The following is a 17842-nucleotide window of genomic DNA, read 5'->3' as shown; positions in this document are numbered from 1 at the left end:
CTCCTTGGCTAATTGCTATAGCCAGAAAGCTAATGCCTTTAGCCGGAGGCTGTCAAGCCTCCTGAAGGACCGCGTCGAGCACGGCCGCGGAGGTGGATTGTGCGAAGTTGTCGTAGTTGCCTGCGGTCATGGCCACGACCAGCCCGCGCTCGGGTGCCAGGTGCAGCACCTGGCCGCCGTTGCCGTGCGCGGAGAGCCCGGACTGCTCACCGGTGCCGACGTACCAGTGGTAGCTGTACGCGGACCTGTCGTCGATCCGCACGCGGGGCCGCGACAGCTCCTCGATCCAGCTCCGCGGCACGATCCCGCGCCCGCCGTCGAGCAGGAGCGTGCCGATGGCGGCCAGGTCGCGCGGCGTCAGCCGCAGCCCCGACGCCGCCATCTCGGCTCCGTCGCCGCCCCGCCCCCACTCGAACTCACCGATGCCCAGCGGCTCGAACAGCGCGCTCCTGGCGAACTCGGTCAGTGTCCGGCCGGTCCCCTTGGTGATGAGCCGCCCGATCAGGGCCGTCGCGCCGCCGCAGTACGTCCGCCGGAGCCCCGGCTCCTCGACGACGGGCCGCTCCAGCACGAAGCGGCAGCGGTCGGGCGCGTACTCCATCGCGATCTCGCTGTTGGCGGTGCTGGTGTACGGCACGCTCTCGTCCCACTCCAGCCCGAGTGTCATCGTCAGGGCATGCTCGACGGTGAGTCGGGCCCGCTGGGGGTCTCCGGCCAGGTCCGGATATTCCGGGAATTGAGCAAGCAAGCCCTCCTCCGGCGGCGCCACCAGCTTCTCGGCCAGCGCGATGCCGTACAGGAGCGAGACGACGCTCTTGGTGACGGACCGGACGTCGTGCAGCGTGTCCGGCTCGAACGTGACGTACCCGAGAGGCTCGTTGAGCTTGAAGTCCTCGCCCGCGCCGTACCGTTCGAGGGTGACCTGCCCGTTCTCGACGACCACGAGCCCGTGCAGGTTCGGCGCCTTACCCGCCCGCAGGACACTGTCCACCCGATCCGCCAACGTCATGACGATCTCCTCTTCGCTGGGACTTCCCGGTCTACGACCTGACACCGTGTGAGAGTCAATCGCGCTCACGGTGGCAGACGGCCTCCAGGAGGAATCCAAACGGATCCCGCCAGAAAGTGGCGTAGTAGGGCGGCGGATATTCGGGAAAATTGCGCGGCTCCTCCACGACCACATCCCCCAGCGAGACCACCCGCTCGTGAACCGCACGGACCGCGGACCGGCTCCCGACCATGAACGCCAGGTGCTGCAGGCCCGGGTGGTCGCGGGAGTAGCCGGCCGTTCCGTCGGCCGCCGGATAGAAGAACAGGAAGGTGCCGGGCTTGCCCCCGGCGGGCCGGTAGGCGAACTGGTCGGCGCCATTCAGAAACTCGTCGAAGGCCAGGAGCGGCATCAACTGGTCGTAGTAGGCCTTGGCTCGCGTCAGGTCGGGGACGCTGATCCCGATGTGTCCGATCACCACGCCATCATGCGCTTCCAAGGTAAGCTATGTATCGTTCATAGTATGATTGGATCATAGTTTGGAGCGAGGATGGTCGCCGAATTCTCGGGACGGTCCCACGACCTCAGGACGCTCGACGAACAGTTGCGCCTGGTCCTGGACGGCAAACTGACCACCCGCGGTCGAGCGGTGATCATGACCGGGCGCCGCAGGGTCGGCAAGTCACGCCTCGCGCAAGAGTTCTGCGATCGTTCCGGGCTGCCGTACGTCGTCTTCCAAGCATCTCGTGGGCGAGCCCCCGGCGCGGAGCGAAGCGACTTCATCGGAGAGGTGGCGTCCGCGGGGCTCCCGATGTCGGAGTTGGTCCAGGACACTCAGCCGCAGGACTGGAACCAGGCGCTGAAGTCGCTGGTGACAGCCGCAGCCGATGCCCCGTGCATCGTGGTGCTCGACGAAGTGCCGTGGCTGGTCGAGCAGGACGGCGAGTTCGAGGGGGCGCTGCAAACAGTCTGGGACAGGTTCCTCTCCGCCCAACCCATCCTGCTTCTCCTCGTGGGCAGCGATCTGACGATGATGGAGGCGCTCCAGCAATACGGCCGGCCTTTCTTCGGACGAGCCGCCCGGATGACCGTTCAGCCGTTGAATCTCGCCGACGTCGCGGAGATGACGCGACTGCCGGCGGCCGACGCCATCGACGCGCTCCTGATCACGGGCGGATTCCCGGAAATAGTCCGCTCCTGGGAGCCGGGGCTGTCACGTGTCGACTTCCTGCGCGCGAGCCTCGACTCGCCGTTGTCTCCGCTGCTCGCCGCCGGAGAGCTTTCGATGCTGGGCGAGTTTCCCGTGGGCTCGCACGTTCGCGCCGTCCTGGAAGCGGTAGGTACGGGCGAGCGTACGTTTTCCAACATCGCCACCAAGACGGGCGGCGGAACCCCGCTCCTGCCCGGCACACTCGCGCCGATCCTGACGAGTCTGGCGGCCAAGCGAGTGATCGCCACCGACCTGCCCCTGTCCACCAAGCCGGACACCAAGAACAAGCGATATCGGATATCCGATCACTATCTGCGCTTCTGGCTGGCGTTCCTGCAGCGCGCCATCGCCGACAGCGAGCGAGGTCGCCCGGATCTGGCCTTGCGGCGCATCGAACGATCCTGGACGGCCTGGCGAGGACGCGCCGTGGAGCCGATCATCCGCGAGACCCTGGCCAGAACGCTGCCGGATGACCGGTGGCCGGACACCGAGGAGATCGGCGGCTGGTGGAATCGCCAGCACAATCCGGAGATCGACCTGGTGGGCAGCGACAGAGGTCCGGTCGCGAGAGACGTGCACTTCGTCGGATCGATCAAGTGGTACGACAACCGGCTGTTCGATCAGCGCGATCATGAGGAACTGGTCCGCGGCGCCGCCTTCGTACCGGGCGTCTCGATCGACACGCCGATCATCGCCGTCTCCAGAGCCGGGTTCGAGCCCGGCCCTCCGCTGGACCAGTCGTGGGGGCCTGAGGAACTACTGGCCGCCTGGCGTTCTCACTGACCGCCGGAGGTCTCGATGCCGGTTCTGATCAGGCCGAGCAGGCGGCTGGTCAGGCCCTCTCCGTCACGGGCGTGCTGGCCCGCCCAGGCGACCCCGACCACCAGCGCCAGCAGATCGTCGACGGCGAGGTCGGACCGTACCTGGCCGGCCTGCTGGGCCCGCTGAAGCAGCCGGGTGGCGGCGGCGCGCATGGCGTGGCAGGAGCGGTACAGCTCGGAGGTCTCGTCGCCGAGAGCGTCCAGGATCGACGCGGGCAGGCCCTGATATCGGGTCGAGCCGGTGGCGAAGGCGAGCAGCCACGCGGCCAGCGCCTCGCCGGCCGGCTCGGTGTCGATGAGCTCGTCGGCCCGCGCGCAGAGAGCGTCGAGGCCGTGACGCATGGCGGCCTCGATGAGCGCCTCGCGGGTGGGGAAGTGGCGGTACAGCGTGCCGATGCCGACCCCCGCGCGGCGGGCGACGTCGCGCAGGGAGACGTCGGTGCCGTGCTCGGCGAACGCAGCGCGGGCCTCGTCGAGCAGCCGGTCGTAGTTGCGGCGGCCGTCCGCGCGCATCGTGTCCGCCATTCGGCTCGCCTCCAGGCTGGCATTCGGAGCAGTGCACCGGATAGCAGGATAGCCGGATGGCCGGGTCGAACGCCGTCGAGCCGTCCGCCCGCATGGCGGCGAGCGGACGGCTTCAAGCTTCAGGCTTCAGGCTTCAGGCTTCAGGCGGATGACGGGGCCGAACCCGTTGTTACCTCCCGTACGTCATCCGTGTGCGTAGGCGGGGACGGATCCGCGCTGCCACCAGACGTTCCAGGCGCCGCGCGCGTGGACGGACCCTCGTCGGCCGCTGCCCCAGGTGTAGGTCTGAGACGGCGTGCGCTGTTCGAGGCTGCCGACCTTGGCGGTCGTGGGGTCGATGCAGTCAATCTTCGGCTCGGCCGGGCGGACAACGGTCGACTCGACCGGACAGGCCGCAGCCGGAGCCGCCGCCACCGGAGCCGCCGCCATCGAAGCGGACGGGCAGGCAGCGGCCGGGGCCACCGGCCGGACGGCGGTCGATGCGGCCAGAGCCGGGCAAGCCGCGGTCGGGGCCGACGCCATCGAAGCGGACGGGCAGGCAGCGGTCGCGACCGCCGGGCGGACAGCCGTCACCCTCGGACGGACGGCCACCGTGGTTGTCGGGTGGACAGCAACCGTGGCTGTCGGACGGACGGCCACCGTGGCCGTCGGATTGACAGCCGCCGTCACCGTCGGACGCACAGCCGCCGTCACCGTCGGACGGACATCCACCATTGCCGAGGGACGGACAGCCGCTGTCACCGTGGGGCTGATGACCGCCGTGAGCGTCGGATGGACAAACGCCGAAATCGTCGAGTGGACCATCACCGTGGTCGCAGGACGGACAAGCACTGTGGCCGAGGGACGGACAACCGCCGTGGCCGAGGGACGGACAGCGGCCGTGGCCGCCGGGCAGGCGGAGACCTGGGCGATCGGGCGGACGATCGTCGGGCCGGCGGCGGAGCAGGGAGAAGCCGGGGCTTCTGGGCGGACGGCCGTCAGGGCCTCCGGGCGGGCAGCGGTCCAGGCGTCAGGACAGACGGTGGCCGGACGGACAGCGGCCGTCGCCGCCTGGCAGGCAGAGGGCGCGGCGAGGGTGCCGGCCGAGCGGACGCTGCTCACGCTGGATCGGCTGATGCTGCTCACACTGGAGCGGCTGATGCTGAAACTGCCGGAGCGGACGCTGTTCGCGTCGGCGAAGAAGAAGTGGCCCGTTGCCTTGAAGTCTTCCGTCCCGACCGCACTGATCGGGAAGAAGGTGAAGCCGCTGCTGTCGAACTCGTCGTCGGCAACCGCGGGCCCTGCGCCCAGCAGCAGGCCGGAGGCGGTCAGCGCTAGAGCGGTGATGGCGTGCTTGTACAAGGTCTATCCCCCAGAGGTGATGACACCGTTGTTTCGCCCGCTGGCTTACCCGGCCCTTTGGATCAGCTGCCTCCCCAAATGATCTAGTTCGCTTAAAGATCAGCAGACTGCCCATACCGATTTGTTGGAATGATTGGTAGAAATCCTGTCAAATCCGGGAACGGTGTGCTCATACTTGGGGAAGCTGGTCCCACAGGAGCACGATCATGCGGAAGACACCCCCACGCATGGCTCCGGAGTCAAGGCTGGAGTCAAACCACTTCCTCCAACTCGCCGCGATCGACTTCAGCGGCGTATACGCGGTCCACCTGGCCGCCAAGGAAGAACGTCTGAAGATGACGAGGCTCGCGATGAGCCTCTTGTCCGGACCGTTCCTGGCCGCGATCGCGCTCACCAGCGCGAAGGTCGTCGACCCGCAGGACCTGACGGAGTGGCACCGGGTGCCGTGGTACCTGTTCGCCCTGGTGGCGGCGTTCGGCCTGCTCAGCGTGCTGCCGTTCCTGCGGCTCATCGAGGCGGTCAACGCGCACGCCAGGACGGCCAGAGCGATCAACAACTTCCGGCTGCTGTACGCGGGCCGGCTCAAGGACGAGCTCAACTGGTCGCCGAACCTGCCGGTCGATCCGCGCTTTCCCGAGACGTACGCGCCTCTGGCCTGGCCGGGGATCAACGTGATGATGCTGGCGATCGTCAATTCGACGTACCTGACCGTGGGTGTCAGCGGCCTCGGCGGGCAGGATCCGAACCTGCTCATGCTGCTGAGCAGTATCACGCTGGTGGCTCTCGTCCATTACTCCGTTTACTACGTGCGCTGCAACGTCAGCAGGCGGCGCCGGCTCCCGCACAATCCCTACGAATTCCCGAATCAGGAGACCTGAATGCCCGGCCCGACACTTTGGGCGTCGTGTGGGGAGGCGTGGATATGGCTGATGCGCCATGTCTGGACGGCGGGGGCGCTCGCCGACGATGACCGAGGTCCCGTCATCGAGGCGCCGTCCGTACTGTTCGAGATCGCGGTCACGAGTGGGAACGACCCCATCATCGAGAGGTACGGCGACACGGACCGGCTGGCGCTGTACCGCAGGAAGTTCAGCCAGGACACGATCGTGCCGCCGTTCAAGTACAGCTATGGCGCCAGGATCAAGGGCCAGCTCCAATGGGCGGCCGACCTGCTGCGGGCCAAGCCGTACAGCAAGAGCGCCTGGATCTCGCTGACCACCCCGGGCGAGCCGTACGACTCGGTCCCCTGCCTGATCGGGCTGGCCTTCAGGATCAGGGAGGACGCGCTGGTCATGACCGCGACGTTCCGGTCACAGAACGCCTTCACCAGCTACCTGAACTACCTGCCGCTCGCGGACGTCCAGGCCGGGATGGCGGGACGGCTGGGGCTGGGCACCGGTCCGATGCGGGTGTTCGTGGACGTGCCGCACCTGTATCTCGCCGACAGCACGCAGGTGCTGCGCGTCATGCGGCCCGCGCCGTCTCCGCATCGCCTATAGGCATCTCGATGAACGGCTGGCAAACGTTCTGCAAGGGCGACCCGCTAGGTTTCGGCAGATGAAGGCCCGCATCACCAGGATTTCCACGTACCTCCCCGCAGGCACGCTGACCAGCGACGAGGTCGAGCGACGCATCCGGGGCTACCGCCCCCCGCGCGGCATCGTCGAGCGGATGACCGGCATCAGGCGCCGCCATGTCGCCTCCGACGATCAGCAGGCCTCGGACCTGGCCGTCGAGGCCGCCAAGGAGCTGGCGACCGACGTCGATCTGCTGATCTTCGCCTCGGCCTCGCAGGACCTGGTCGAGCCCGCGACCGCGCACATCGTGGCCGCCAAGCTCGGTCTGTCGTGCCCGGTGTTCGACGTCAAGAACGCCTGCAACAGCCTGCTCAACGGGATCCAGGTGGCCGAGGGGCTGATCGTCTCCGGGTCGTACCGCAGGGTGCTGGTGTGCTCGGGCGAGACGCCCTCGCGGGCGATCCGCTGGCGGATCAGGAATCGGGCGCAGTTCGTGGACGCGTTCGCGGGGTACACGCTGTCGGACGCGGGCGCGGCGGTGCTCGTGGAGGCCGACCCCACGCGCGGCATCTTTTATCGCGATTTTTCGGCTGATAGTAGGGCGTGGGCTATCGGCACCCTTCCTGGCGGCGGCTCCATGCATCCGCGCGACCCCGAATACTCCTACTTCCGTGGCGACGGCCGCAGGCTGAAGGAGGCGTTCGAGCTCATCGGCCCCGACCTCTTCCTCAACGCCCTGAAACGCACCGGCCTGACCTGGGACGACTTCGCCGTGATCGCGGTGCACCAGGTGGCGTTGCCGTACCTGAAGGTCCTGTCGCAGGCGCTGGACCTCCCCGAGGACCGGCTGGTGATCACGCTGCCCGACCACGGCAACTGCGCATCGGCCACACTCCCGCTCCAACTCGCGCACGCCCGCGCGGGCGACCGCGTGGCACTGCTCGGCCTCGGCGGCGGCATCAGCCTTGGTGTCATGCTGGCGGACCTGTGAACGACACCCGCCTCTACCTCGCCGCCCACCCCTTCGCCTACCCGCTGATGCGCCTGCTGGCCCGGCTGGGCGCGGTGGTGCGGGTGCCGGGCCTTGGTGTGGTGGTCAACGACGCGGCACTGGCCCGGCGTGTGCTCATGGACGGCCGCTTCCGGAAGGATGGCCCCGGCTCCCCCGGCGACCTGTGGACGCCCGTGCTCGGCCCGTCGGTGCTGCTCAACATGGAGGGCGAGCCGCACGCGGCACTCCGCGCCAAGCTGGCCCCGCTGTTCACGCCGTCGTCCGTCGCCACGCTGGTCGCCGACGTGCTCGCCGGCCCACTGGACGACCTCCGCGTACGACTGGCGAACGGCGACACGGTAGACCTGGTGGACGAGATGCGCCTGCTGGCCGGAGCGGTGATCTGCCGGGTCGTCGGCCTCGGCGACGTGCCGGCGGCCAGGGCCAGGCGGCTGTTCGCCGACGGGGAGCGGGTGGTGTCGATGGTCTCGCTGCGCACCAGGGGCCTGAACGCCCGCCAGCTCAGGGTGGCCCGCGAGGTGCTCGACGGGATCGGCGACATCGCGCAGGCCGCCTACGACGCGGGGGATCCCGCCACAGTGATGGGCCGGATGCGCGAGCTCGGGCTGTCGGCGGCGGAGGCCCGTGGGGCGGCCGGGGCGTTCTTCCTCACCGGCACGGAGACGGTCGCCACGTTCGTGCCCCGGCTGGTCGCGTTGCTGCACGACCACGACGCCTTCGGCGCCGACCTGGATCTGGCGATCGAGGAGGCGATGCGGGTCACCACGCCGACCCCGGTGATGCTGCGTTCCGTCGCCGAGCCCGTACGCGTGGGCGGGGTCCTGGCCAGGCCCGGCGACCGCGTGGTGATCGTCACGCACAACTGCGCCCGCGCGTACGGACCGTTCGATCCGTCCCGGCCGCATCCGCCCGAGCTGCGCCGCCTGTGGTTCGGCGCCGGGCCGCACTTCTGCATCGGCTACCCGCTGGCGCTGGCCGAGATCCGCGCGGTGGCCCGGGTCGTGCTCGCCCGCCCGGTCAGGGTGGTGGCGCGACGGGCCGCCAGGGGCGTGCTCATCCCGACCTACGAGCGGCTGCTGATCAGGGCCGCATGAGAGTCGGGGTCACCGGGGCGTCCGGTTTCGTGGGTGGCGCGGTCTGCCGGGCGGCCGTGGCCAGGGGCTGGCAGGTGTACGGCTTCGGGCGCCGGCCCACGGAGATCCCCGGCGTGCCGTACCTCATCTGGGACCTGACCGGCCGCGACCGCCCGGACCTCGACCTCGACGCGCTGATCCACTGCGCGGGGAGCGTCACCGACTGGGGCCCGCCGGCCGGGATCTGGCGGGCCAACCTCGACGGGACCCAGAACGCCCTGACCGCCTTCCCCCGCGCCCGGTTCGTGCACGTCAGCACGGCCAGCGTGTACGACCCGCGACGGCCGACGGTCATGGCCCGCGAGCACGAGGCCCCGGTGAGCCGGTACGTCAACGCGTACGGCGCGTCCAAGGCGGCCGCCGAGCGGCTGGTCGAGGGGCGTGCGGTGATCCTGCGCCCGCACGCCGTCTACGGTCCCGGCGATACCACACTGCTCCCCCGGGTGCTGCGGGCGGTCAGGGGCCGCAGGCTGGTCGCGGTCGGCGACGGGCGGCAGCGCGTCAGCCTGACCTCGGTAGCCAACCTCGCCCAGGCCTGCCTGCTGGCTGTCACGGGCCCTCTCGGCACCTACAACGTCACCGACGCCGAGCCGGTGGTCCTGGACGACGCGCTCCGTGCCGTACTGCGGGAGAAAGGCATCGACGCGACCCCGCTCTATCTGCCCCGACGGCTCGCCCACGGCCTGGCGGCGATCTCCGAGACGCTCACCCGCGAGCCGCGCCTGACCCGCTACGCCGTCGGCCACCTGGCCGTCGAGCGCACCCTGGACATCAGCGCGGCCCGCGACCGACTCGGTTACGCACCCTCGCCGACATCCTTCGCAGGCGCCGCGTCCTGGTGAGGCCCACGAGGCCGCCCGCCATCTGGGAGCGCCTCGTCACCGGCCGGAGGCGCCTCGCCGGCGGCGACCGCCTTGGCGCCGACCGTGCGTGCCTCGCCGCCGTTCGGGCTCGGCTTGCGCGCCTCCACCATCTCCGACTTGAACCACGGCCCGCCGTACCAGAACCGCCACCCCAGGTCGCGCCTGCGCACGTCGACCACGCCGAGCTCACGCAGCACGGTCTCGTACTGGGGCGTGTGCTGGAAATCGGCGATCAGCATCAGCCCGCCCGGACGCAGCACCCGATGCGCCTCCTTGACGGCCTGCTCGCGTCCTTCCACGGTCGGGATGTTGTGGATGGCCAGGCTGGACACGATCACGTCGAACCGGCCGTCGTCGAACGGCAGCTCACGCATGTCACCCGTGACCAGCTCGACCCGATCCGACACCCCTTCGGCCTCGGCGTTGGCCCTGGTGACGCCCTCGGCGTTGCCCGACTGATCTACGCCGCGCCACAGGTCGATGCCGGTGGCCCGGCCCTCGCGCAGCCGCTGGGCCGCGAGCAGCAGCACCATCCCGCGCCCGCAGCCGAGGTCGAGAACCTGCTCGTCGCCCTCGATCCGGCCGAGCTCCTCGCCCCAGACGGCGAACTTCCCCCGGCGGGTCGTGTAGAGGTAGCTGGCCGCGCTGGCCAGCGTGTAGACCGCGCCGAGCAGGAACGCGATCGCCGCCGCCGGAACATCGGAGACGAACGAGACCGCTGCCAGCACCAGCAGCACCACTGCCCCGAAGAAGAGTCCGGCAAGGGCCCATGGCGCGTCGAATCCATAGCTACCGCGCTTCACACTCACGTTATATCGCAAGATGGACTTCACCGAAACTTGCCGTGACACTGCCTTTTCCGCAAATACCCCGCGTGCAACTCGTTACTAGCCTTGAGAGCAATTCGTAGAACAGGGGGGGCTTACCAGGGATGACAGTGAGAACACGGGGTTTTGGGCTTGGCTTCAGCATCATCCTCACCCTCGCGTCGACCCTGCTGTGGGGGGTGGCCCACCTGGCCGCCGACCGCCGGAAGACCGGCCTCGCCCTCATGGCGGCGCACGTGCTGATGCTCGCCATGATCCTCACCGTGATCACCGTGTTCGGCAGCAAGCTGCTCCCGCTGGCCGTCCAGCCCGCCTGGCTCACCGCCTTCTCGATCATGATCGCCACGATCGCGATCATCTGGACCGGGGTGGTCATCTGGTCGTACATGCTGGTCCGGCCCGCGCCCGTGAACCGCGTGGGCCGCGCGGTGACCAGCGCGCTGACCATCGCCCTGTGCGCGCTCATCCTGACCCCGGCCGTCTACGCGGCCCGCGTGACCTACGTGTCGCGTGATGTGGTCAACAGCCTGTTCACCGCGAACGTCTCCCCTGTCGTGTCCCAGGATCCATGGGACGGCGCGAAGCGGATCAACCTCCTGCTCCTCGGCGCCGACGCCGCCCCCGGCCGGCCCGGGGTGCGTACCGACAGCATGACCGTGGCCAGCGTCGACATCGCCACCGGCGCGACGATCCTGCTCGGCCTGCCGCGCAACCTGCAGCGGGTGCGCCTGCCGGAAGGTCCGCCCAGAGAGCGCTTCCCGGACGGCTTCACCGGCGCGGGCCCGGAGACTCCCGGCCTGCTCAACGAGGTGTTCCAGTACGCCGAGGACTATCCCGAGATGGAGCCAGGCATACGCAAGGGGCAGCGCGGCCCGACCCTGCTCAAGAAGACGATCAGCGGCATCCTCGGCATCCCGATCACCTACTACACCATGGTCGACATGAAGGGCTTCGCGCAGATCATCGATGCGATGGGCGGCGTGACGGTCACCATCAAGCAGCCGATCGTCTACGGCAAGTACCGCGAGGGCCTGTTGCGCCCCGGCACCCGCAAGCTCTCCGGCGCGGACGCCCTCTGGTTCGGCCGCTCGCGTACCGACAGCGACGACTACGTACGCATGGGCCGCCAGAAGTGCCTGCTCAACGCCGTCGCCAAGCAGGCCGACCCGGTCACCGTGCTGAACAGCTTCGAGAAGCTGGCCGTGGCGACGAAGCGCGCCATCTCCACCGACATCCCGCAGAACGTGCTGCCCGACCTGGTCGAGCTGGCGCAGCGGGTGAAGGCCAACAAGATCAAGAGCCTGAGCTTCGTACCGCCGTTGATCAACACGGTCTACCCCGACTGGAGCCTGATCCGGCGCGAGGTCACCAAGGCCCTGGCCGACCACGGCCCGAGCACCACGCCCCCGCAGGCCACCCCGGGGACGCCGAGCCCCGAGACCCCGATCGCCCTCGACTCCGCCTGCCGTTAACCGCGCCTGAGCAGCAGCGTCACGAACCCGAGCAGGTCACGGTACCCGTCGAGCCACATCTTCCGGTGCTCCAGCGCCGCGGCCATCGCGGCGTCGCCGTCGTCGCCGGGGTGCCGCAGCGCCCAATCAATGAGCGACCCGGTCCACGACCACTCGTAGTCGTACCACTCCCCCCGCTCGCTGACGTGGGCGTACACGGTGCGGTAGCCGCCCGACTCGGCCTGCGCCACGGTGCCCGGCAGGTCCGCGTACTCGCCGATCTCCGCCTCGACCTCCCTGCTCGGCGGCCGCTCCCAGAACCCCTCGCCCACCAGAGCCAGCCCACCGGGAGCGAGCAGTCCGCCGATCGCCTCCATCGACGGCGTAAGCCCGCCGAACGCGTGCGTGGCACCGACGCAGAGCACCAGATCGTACGGCTCGGCCGAGGTGAAGCCCGTCGCGGAGCCGTGATGCAGGGTCAGCCGGTCTGCCACCCCGGCCTCGGCCGCCGTCCGGCGGGCGTTGGCAAAGCCCGCGTCGGACAGGTCCACACCGTCGGCCGTGGCGTCGCCGTACAGCTCCAGAAGCCGGACGCTCCAGAACGCCTCACCGCAGCCCAGGTCCAGGATCCGCGCGCCGCTCGGCAGCTTGGCCCGGCGCAGCAGCCGGGTCAGGTTCGCCTCGCTGATCGGGGAGGCGATCGGGTGGTCGGCGTGCGCGAGGTGGCTGATCAGCTGTCTCTCCATATGGACAGATCCTAGTTATCCCCCTATACCAACTTGACGTGTAGGGATTCGGAGGGTTTCATATGCACATAGCCGACTTATTAAGTAGGAAATAGGGAGTAGAGCATGAACGCTCGCAGGGTGCTAGCCGCTCTGGCCGCAACCGCACTCACCGCGCTCGCGGCGGCCTGCGGGAGCAGCGCGTCTCCCACTGGCGCGGCGAAGGAACTGCGCCTCGGCTACTTCCCGAACATCACCCACGCCACCGCCCTCGTCGGCGTCGAGAAGGGCTTCTTCGCCAAGCACCTCGGCGTACCGGTGAAGACCAGCACGTTCAACGCCGGCCCAGCCGCGATCGAGGCGGTCTTCTCCGGCGCCATCGACGCCACCTATATCGGCCCGAACCCAGCGATCAACGCCTGGGAGAAGTCCAAGGGCAAGGCCATCAACATCGTCGCGGGCGCCGCGTCCGGCGGCGTCTACCTGGTCGTCAAGCCCGGGATCAACTCCCCCGCCGACCTCAAGGGCAAGAAGATCGCCACGCCGCAGCTCGGCAACACCCAGGACGTGGCACTGCGCTACTGGCTGGAGAGCAAGGGGCTCAAGACCGACACCAAGGGCGGCGGCGACGTCCACATCGTGCCCCAGGAGAACGCGCAGACGCTGCAGACCTTCGCGACCGGCGACATCGACGGCGCCTGGGTGCCCGAGCCGTTCGCCAGCCGCCTGGTCATCGAGAGCAAGGGCAAGATCCTGCAGGACGAGCGTGACCTGTGGCCGAACAAGCAGTTCGTGATCACCCACCTGATCGTCCGGCAGGACTGGGCCAAGGCCAACCCCGACCTGCTCAAGAAGCTGCTCGAAGGGCACGTCGAGGCCACCAAGTACCTCAACGACGACCCCGCCGCGGCCGCGCAGACCGTCAACACCGCGATCCAGAAGCTCACCCAGAAGCCGCTCAAGCCCGAGGTGCTGGCGAGCGCGTTCAAGAACATCACGTTCACGAACGACCCCATCGCCTCCTCACTCACCGGCAGCGCGGACCACGCCGTCAAGGTCGGGTTGCTCAAGCCGGTGGACCTGAACGGCATCTACAACCTGAAGCCCCTCAACGAGGTGCTGGCCGCGGAGGGCCAGCAGTCGATTTCGGACAGGTGACGCACATGACGACGCAGGTGGTCGATCGCACGACGGCGGTCCGGCTGGAGGCCGTCTCCAAGGTCTACGGTCACGGCGGCAACGGGCTGCTCGCCCTCGACAAGGTCTCGCTGTCGGTACGGCCCGGCGAGTTCGTCTGCCTCCTGGGCGCCTCCGGCTGCGGCAAGAGCACGCTGCTCTCGCTGGTCGCCGGGCTCGACAAACCGACGCAGGGGGAGATCTCCACGGTCGGGCGGCAGGTCGCGATGATGTTCCAGGAGCCGGCGCTGTTCCCGTGGCTCACGGTCTCGGCCAACGTCGAGATGGCCTTCCGCGCTGAGGGTCTGTCCAAGCACGACCGTCGGAGCAGGGCGGCGGAGTTCCTCGACCTCGTGCACCTGGGCGGATTCGGGAAGAAGCGCCCGCACGAGCTGTCCGGCGGCATGCGCCAGCGCGTCGCCCTGGCCCGCGCGCTCGCCCAGTCCTCCGCGTCCTCGTCCTCTTTGGAGGACGGCGCGGTGCTGCTGATGGACGAGCCGTTCGGGGCGCTCGACGCGATGACCCGCGACCTGCTGCACGACGAGCTCGAACGCATCTGGCGGGAGCGGGCGCTGTCCGTCCTGTTCGTCACGCACAACGTCCGTGAGGCCGTACGGCTCGGCGACAAGGTCGTGCTGCTCAGCAGCCGACCCGGCAAGGTGGTCGAGGAGTTCCCCGTCGAGCTCGCCCGGCCCCGCCGCACCGACTCCGCCGAGGTCGCCGGGCTGGCCGCGAAGATCACCGACCGGCTGAAGGAAGAGGTCATGCGCCATGGCCACTGAAAGCTCAGCTTTTCGACGCAGAGAGGCGAACGATGGCCGTTGACACGCACGCGCGGCAGATCGCCGGGCTGGACGCGCTGGAGCTGGCCAGTGACCAGCGGGCCGGGATAGCGTCCCGGGTCTGGGCGCGGGTCTGGCCGATGCTGACCGCGATCGCGCTGGTGCTGGTCGCCTGGCAGCTGGTCGTGCTGAGCGGTCGCTGGCCCGAGTACGTCTTCGCCGGGCCGATCACCACGTTCCAGGACCTCGGGCACCGCCTCGGCGACCCCGAGTTCTACCAGGCCGTGGGGACCACCATGCGCCGGGCCGTCACCGGCTTCGCGCTGGCCGTGCTCGTCGGACTGGTCGTCGGTGCGGCCGTGTCGCGGGTGAAGGTGCTGCGGGCCGCCTTCGGCGCGCTGATCACCGGCCTGCAGACCATGCCGTCGATCGCCTGGTTCCCGTTCGCGATCCTGCTGTTCGGGCTGACCGAGAGCGCCATCACGTTCGTGGTGATCCTGGGCGCCGCGCCGTCGATCGCCAACGGCCTGATCACCGGCGTCGACTACACGCCGCCGCTGCTCCTGCGGGCCGGGCACGTGCTCGGGTTCCGGCGGTTGCAGCTCTACCGGCATGTGATCCTGCCCGCGTCGCTGCCGTCGTTCCTGGCGGGGTTGAAGCAGGGCTGGGCGTTCGCCTGGCGCTCGCTGATGGCCGGTGAGCTGCTGGTGATCATCGCCTATCAGTCGTCACTCGGGGAGCAGCTGGCGATCTCGCGGGAACTGTCCGACTCGCCGGGACTGATCGGCACGATGATCGTAATCCTGGTGATCGGTATAGTGATCGACATGTTGTTCGAGGCGGCCGACAGCGCCTTGCGGCGGCGCTGGGGTCTCAATCCGGTGTGATGCGGGTCTCCGCGCGAACCGATTACGCGCTGCGGGCGGTCAGCGAATTAGCGGCGGCACCGCCGGGGCCGGTGCCGGCCGAACGCATCGCCGTGGCCCAGAACATCCCGCGCCGCTTCCTCGACAACATCCTGCTGCAGCTCAGACGGGCCGGGCTCATCCACAGCCTGCGCGGCCCCGACGGCGGCTACTGGCTGGCGCGCCCGGCGGAGGACATCACGCTCGCCGACGTGATCGCGGTCATCGAGGGTAAACCCGAATATCCCGCGCACGGTGGCTATCCCGGTGTCGCGGGGCCCTTGGCCGACGTCTGGAGCGCACTGCGCGAGCACGAGGAGCGGCTGCTGACCGAAGTCACCTTCGCTCAGATCGTCTCGTCCAAGTTCTCGGCGTAGTAGGAGATGGCCCTGGCATAGCCACCCGCCCGGTCTGACTCGGCGACGACCGCGAGCAACGAGCTGACGGCCTCGCGCGCCCGGCCCGCGTTGTAGAGCGCCATGGCGTTGAACGTCCGCAGCCCCGCGTCGCCGGGGAACTCCGCCAGCCCGCGCTCGAACGTCTCCAGCGACTCCGCGACCCGCCCCAGCACCCGGTAGGTGCTGCCCAGCCCGAGGAAGGCGCCCAGCCGGTCCTCGGCGCTCAGCCCGTCACCCGCCAGCGCGCGTACGTAGAACGGCACCGCCTCCGCCTCCAGGCCAAGCGCGTCGTGCACCCACGCGGCCTGATAGGCCACCTCGGCGTCCTCGGGATGCCGCGCCGCCAGCGCGACCAGAAGCTCGCGGGCCTCGTCCCGCTCCCCCGCCTCACGCAGCCCCACGGCCCGTGCCAACTCCTCGCGCAGCCCCACTGCCAGCGCCAATTCCTCGCGCAGCCCCACGGCCGGCGCCAATTCCTCGTCACGCACGCGCTCAGTGTGCCATGATGAGCGTGACCTGAAACGGTAACGGTTTTCATAATCATCGGGAGGGTGCTCGTGAGGGTGGCGTTCGTCGGGAAAGGCGGCAGCGGCAAGACGACGATGTCGGCGCTGTTCGCGAGATACGTGGCGAGCCAGGGCGGTCCGGTGGTGGCCGTGGACGCCGACATCAACCAGCACCTGGCCCTGGTGCTCGGCGTCGAGGAGCCACCGGAGCCGCTGGGCTCCCGGCTCACCGAGATCAAGGAGCTGCTGCGCGGCGACAACCCGCGCATCCCGTCGGCCCAGGCCATGGTCAAGACGACCCCGCCGGGCCGCGGCTCCCGGCTGCTGAGCTTCAAGGATCTGACGACCAGCGAGTTCGCGGTCACCACGAGCGAGGGCATGCGGCTGATGGCGACCGGCCCCTTCAGCGCGGACGACCTGGGCGTGGCCTGCTACCACTCCAAGGTCGGAGCCGTCGAGCTGCTGCTCAACCACCTGGTGGACGGTCCGGGCGAATACGTGGTGGTCGACATGACGGCCGGGGCCGACTCGTTCGCCTCGGGCCTGTTCACCCGCTTCGACCTGACGTTCCTCGTCGCGGAGCCGACCAGGCAGGGCGTCAGCGTCTACCGGCAATACCGCGACTACGCCGCCGACCACGACGTGCCGCTCGCCGTGATCGGCAACAAGGTGCACGGCCAGTCCGACGTCGACTTCCTGCACGACCAGGTGGGCGACGACCTGCTCACCTGGATGGACCACTCCTCCGCCGTCCGCGCCATGGAGCAGGGCCAGCGCTTCGCCCTCGACGACCTGGAGCCCGCCAACACCGACGCGCTGGCCATGCTGCTCAAGCACCTGGACGCGCAGACCAAGGACTGGGCCCGCTTCGGCCGCCAGGCCGAGGAGTTCCACCTGCGCAACGCCCGCTCCTGGGCCAACGCCAAGACCGGCCTCGACCTGGCGGACCAGATCGACCCGGAGTTCGTCTATGGCGGCTGCCCGACCACATGACTGTCCCCTCCGGTCGTCTGGAAGCCTCCGCCGAGCCCACCTAGCGTTCGAATCAATCCCCGTTGAGAGGAGACAGCATGTCGCTGACCGTTCCGAACGATCTACTCGATCAGGCCAGAACGGGCGAGGTCGACGACGCGGCGTTCATCGCCTGCGTCCGCGACTCTCTGCCGTACGCCTGGTCGGTGATCAGCGAGCTGGTCCAGCACCGCGACAGGACCGGCGCCGACTTCGCCGACAACCAGGTGCCCCCACCGGACGAGGAGGCCCGCGGCCAGCTCCTGCGCTGCCTGGCCAGCGACTCGATGCGGGGCGCCTTGGAGCGCCACTTCGGCGTCCGCCTGGCCTTCCAGAACTGCCATCGGGTGGCGGTGTTCGCTCCGACGGCCTCCGCCGCGTTGCGCGAGTTCGTCACTCCACGCGCACAGATCCTCAACCAGAAACCCGAGCTGGTGGACTGCTGATTCCCCTTGTGGCGGGCCGGTTCCTCCCGGCCCGCCACGCCCATCTGTGCCCGCCGCAGTTTGGATTGGCGCTCTGTTATGCGCCGGCATCCTCCAGGCTTAGCCTCGGGCTTTCGTGCGCCCAGCAGAACGGAGGTGAAGCCGTGACGTAGCGGCTGATCTTGTTGTTCGTAAGCTCGTCGTCGCTTGCCGGTGGGAGTCCGGT

20 protein-coding genes are annotated in these 17842 nt (G+C 69.1%); 14 read left to right on the top strand and 6 right to left on the bottom strand.

The genetic code is table 11. The annotated features are described in order from the left end of the window. Window positions 1-52 precede the first annotated feature (52 nt). Both AB0B91_RS58980 and AB0B91_RS58975 read right to left on the bottom strand, forming a co-directional pair. Complete coding sequence (locus AB0B91_RS58980) at window positions 53-1009, bottom strand: serine hydrolase domain-containing protein (RefSeq protein ID WP_358340935.1); 957 nt, start codon at window positions 1007-1009, stop codon at window positions 53-55. 55 nt (window positions 1010-1064) lie between these two features. Further along, on the bottom strand, window positions 1065-1466 hold the full coding sequence (locus AB0B91_RS58975; RefSeq protein WP_358340933.1) for a VOC family protein: 402 nt from the start codon (window positions 1464-1466) through the stop codon (window positions 1065-1067). Window positions 1467-1538: 72 nt separating this feature from the next. On the opposite strand from AB0B91_RS58975, the gene AB0B91_RS58970 reads away from it, so the two are divergent. Further along, window positions 1539-2981 carry a DUF234 domain-containing protein gene (locus AB0B91_RS58970; RefSeq protein ID WP_358340931.1) on the top strand — a complete coding sequence of 481 codons (1443 nt, stop codon included), beginning with the start codon at window positions 1539-1541 and terminating at the stop codon, window positions 2979-2981. On the opposite strand, the gene AB0B91_RS58965 is transcribed toward AB0B91_RS58970, so the two are convergent. Then, a complete protein-coding gene (locus AB0B91_RS58965) occupies window positions 2975-3544 on the bottom strand; it encodes a helix-turn-helix domain-containing protein (protein WP_358340930.1) in 570 nt (189 codons plus the stop codon). The two genes, AB0B91_RS58970 and AB0B91_RS58965, sit on opposite strands and share 7 nt — an antisense overlap. A gap of 337 nt (window positions 3545-3881) precedes the next feature. On the opposite strand from AB0B91_RS58965, the gene AB0B91_RS58960 reads away from it, so the two are divergent. The 6 genes from AB0B91_RS58960 to AB0B91_RS58935 all read left to right on the top strand — a co-directional run bounded on the left by AB0B91_RS58960 (window position 3882) and on the right by AB0B91_RS58935 (window position 9389). Next, window positions 3882-4967 (top strand): hypothetical protein, encoded by a 1086-nt coding sequence (locus tag AB0B91_RS58960; protein WP_358340928.1) that lies wholly within the window; start codon window positions 3882-3884, stop codon window positions 4965-4967. 124 nt (window positions 4968-5091) lie between these two features. Further along, window positions 5092-5763: a hypothetical protein gene (locus AB0B91_RS58955; RefSeq protein ID WP_358340927.1), complete on the top strand. Its 672-nt coding sequence runs from the start codon at window positions 5092-5094 to the stop codon at window positions 5761-5763. Window positions 5764-5814: 51 nt separating this feature from the next. Further along, the gene (locus AB0B91_RS58950) at window positions 5815-6384 is read left to right on the top strand and encodes a hypothetical protein (protein WP_214635054.1); all 570 of its coding nucleotides are present in this window, start codon (window positions 5815-5817) and stop codon (window positions 6382-6384) included. A gap of 58 nt (window positions 6385-6442) precedes the next feature. Next, a complete protein-coding gene (locus tag AB0B91_RS58945) occupies window positions 6443-7393 on the top strand; it encodes a ketoacyl-ACP synthase III (protein WP_358340925.1) in 951 nt (316 codons plus the stop codon). Next, entirely contained in the window at window positions 7390-8508 is a 1119-nt protein-coding gene (locus AB0B91_RS58940) for a cytochrome P450 (protein ID WP_358340923.1), read from the top strand. The genes AB0B91_RS58945 and AB0B91_RS58940 overlap by 4 nt, the downstream gene beginning before the upstream one ends. Next, window positions 8505-9389 (top strand): NAD-dependent epimerase/dehydratase family protein, encoded by an 885-nt coding sequence (locus AB0B91_RS58935; RefSeq protein WP_358340922.1) that lies wholly within the window; start codon window positions 8505-8507, stop codon window positions 9387-9389. The genes AB0B91_RS58940 and AB0B91_RS58935 overlap by 4 nt, the downstream gene beginning before the upstream one ends. Here AB0B91_RS58935 and AB0B91_RS58930 read toward each other — a convergent pair. After that, window positions 9344-10213 (bottom strand): class I SAM-dependent methyltransferase, encoded by an 870-nt coding sequence (locus AB0B91_RS58930; protein WP_358340920.1) that lies wholly within the window; start codon window positions 10211-10213, stop codon window positions 9344-9346. The two genes, AB0B91_RS58935 and AB0B91_RS58930, sit on opposite strands and share 46 nt — an antisense overlap. A gap of 134 nt (window positions 10214-10347) precedes the next feature. On the opposite strand from AB0B91_RS58930, the gene AB0B91_RS58925 reads away from it, so the two are divergent. After that, the gene (locus tag AB0B91_RS58925) at window positions 10348-11709 is read left to right on the top strand and encodes an LCP family protein (protein WP_358340918.1); all 1362 of its coding nucleotides are present in this window, start codon (window positions 10348-10350) and stop codon (window positions 11707-11709) included. Here the strand turns inward: AB0B91_RS58925 and AB0B91_RS58920 are convergent. Further along, complete coding sequence (locus AB0B91_RS58920; RefSeq protein ID WP_358340916.1) at window positions 11706-12434, bottom strand: class I SAM-dependent methyltransferase; 729 nt, start codon at window positions 12432-12434, stop codon at window positions 11706-11708. The genes AB0B91_RS58925 and AB0B91_RS58920 overlap by 4 nt on opposite strands. 105 nt (window positions 12435-12539) lie before the next feature. On the opposite strand from AB0B91_RS58920, the gene AB0B91_RS58915 reads away from it, so the two are divergent. From AB0B91_RS58915 to AB0B91_RS58900, 4 genes are read left to right on the top strand one after another with little or no spacing between them, the layout of a single operon-like run. Further along, window positions 12540-13571: an ABC transporter substrate-binding protein gene (locus AB0B91_RS58915; protein WP_358340914.1), complete on the top strand. Its 1032-nt coding sequence runs from the start codon at window positions 12540-12542 to the stop codon at window positions 13569-13571. Between the two features lie 5 nt (window positions 13572-13576). Beyond that, window positions 13577-14371: an ABC transporter ATP-binding protein gene (locus AB0B91_RS58910; RefSeq protein ID WP_358340912.1), complete on the top strand. Its 795-nt coding sequence runs from the start codon at window positions 13577-13579 to the stop codon at window positions 14369-14371. Window positions 14372-14403: 32 nt separating this feature from the next. Continuing rightward, a complete protein-coding gene (locus tag AB0B91_RS58905; RefSeq protein ID WP_358340910.1) occupies window positions 14404-15258 on the top strand; it encodes an ABC transporter permease in 855 nt (284 codons plus the stop codon). Beyond that, on the top strand, window positions 15258-15653 hold the full coding sequence (locus AB0B91_RS58900; RefSeq protein ID WP_358340908.1) for an Rrf2 family transcriptional regulator: 396 nt from the start codon (window positions 15258-15260) through the stop codon (window positions 15651-15653). Before AB0B91_RS58905 ends, AB0B91_RS58900 begins: the two co-directional genes overlap by 1 nt. Here the strand turns inward: AB0B91_RS58900 and AB0B91_RS58895 are convergent. Further along, complete coding sequence (locus AB0B91_RS58895; protein WP_358340906.1) at window positions 15623-16162, bottom strand: tetratricopeptide repeat protein; 540 nt, start codon at window positions 16160-16162, stop codon at window positions 15623-15625. The genes AB0B91_RS58900 and AB0B91_RS58895 overlap by 31 nt on opposite strands. A gap of 69 nt (window positions 16163-16231) precedes the next feature. Here AB0B91_RS58895 and AB0B91_RS58890 point away from each other — a divergent pair, with 69 nt between their 5' ends. After that, entirely contained in the window at window positions 16232-17173 is a 942-nt protein-coding gene (locus AB0B91_RS58890; protein ID WP_358341093.1) for an ATP-binding protein, read from the top strand. Between the two features lie 77 nt (window positions 17174-17250). Further along, window positions 17251-17637 carry an SCO5389 family protein gene (locus AB0B91_RS58885; RefSeq protein WP_358340904.1) on the top strand — a complete coding sequence of 129 codons (387 nt, stop codon included), beginning with the start codon at window positions 17251-17253 and terminating at the stop codon, window positions 17635-17637. Window positions 17638-17842 lie beyond the last annotated feature (205 nt).

This window comes from Nonomuraea sp. NPDC049141, from assembly GCF_040648415.1.
In the GTDB taxonomy this organism is placed as follows: Bacteria; Actinomycetota; Actinomycetes; order Streptosporangiales; family Streptosporangiaceae; genus Nonomuraea.
The sequence above is the reverse complement of the archived record's forward strand: the minus strand, read 5'-3'. Positions and strand labels throughout refer to the sequence as shown.

Bases quoted from the DNA above. Each gene is read 5' to 3' on its own strand.
- AB0B91_RS58980 (WP_358340935.1), bottom strand. From the start codon at position 1,009: ATGACGTTGGCGGATCGGGTGGACAGTGTCCTGCGGGCGGGTAAGGCG.
- AB0B91_RS58970 (WP_358340931.1), top strand. From the start codon at position 1,539: ATGGTCGCCGAATTCTCGGGACGGTCCCACGACCTCAGGACGCTCGAC.
- AB0B91_RS58965 (WP_358340930.1), bottom strand. From the start codon at position 3,544: ATGGCGGACACGATGCGCGCGGACGGCCGCCGCAACTACGACCGGCTG.
- AB0B91_RS58960 (WP_358340928.1), top strand. From the start codon at position 3,882: ATGCAGTCAATCTTCGGCTCGGCCGGGCGGACAACGGTCGACTCGACC.
- AB0B91_RS58955 (WP_358340927.1), top strand. From the start codon at position 5,092: ATGCGGAAGACACCCCCACGCATGGCTCCGGAGTCAAGGCTGGAGTCA.
- AB0B91_RS58950 (WP_214635054.1), top strand. From the start codon at position 5,815: ATGCGCCATGTCTGGACGGCGGGGGCGCTCGCCGACGATGACCGAGGT.
- AB0B91_RS58945 (WP_358340925.1), top strand. From the start codon at position 6,443: ATGAAGGCCCGCATCACCAGGATTTCCACGTACCTCCCCGCAGGCACG.
- AB0B91_RS58935 (WP_358340922.1), top strand. From the start codon at position 8,505: ATGAGAGTCGGGGTCACCGGGGCGTCCGGTTTCGTGGGTGGCGCGGTC.
- AB0B91_RS58920 (WP_358340916.1), bottom strand. From the start codon at position 12,434: ATGGAGAGACAGCTGATCAGCCACCTCGCGCACGCCGACCACCCGATC.
- AB0B91_RS58915 (WP_358340914.1), top strand. From the start codon at position 12,540: ATGAACGCTCGCAGGGTGCTAGCCGCTCTGGCCGCAACCGCACTCACC.
- AB0B91_RS58910 (WP_358340912.1), top strand. From the start codon at position 13,577: ATGACGACGCAGGTGGTCGATCGCACGACGGCGGTCCGGCTGGAGGCC.
- AB0B91_RS58905 (WP_358340910.1), top strand. From the start codon at position 14,404: ATGGCCGTTGACACGCACGCGCGGCAGATCGCCGGGCTGGACGCGCTG.
- AB0B91_RS58900 (WP_358340908.1), top strand. From the start codon at position 15,258: ATGCGGGTCTCCGCGCGAACCGATTACGCGCTGCGGGCGGTCAGCGAA.
- AB0B91_RS58885 (WP_358340904.1), top strand. From the start codon at position 17,251: ATGTCGCTGACCGTTCCGAACGATCTACTCGATCAGGCCAGAACGGGC.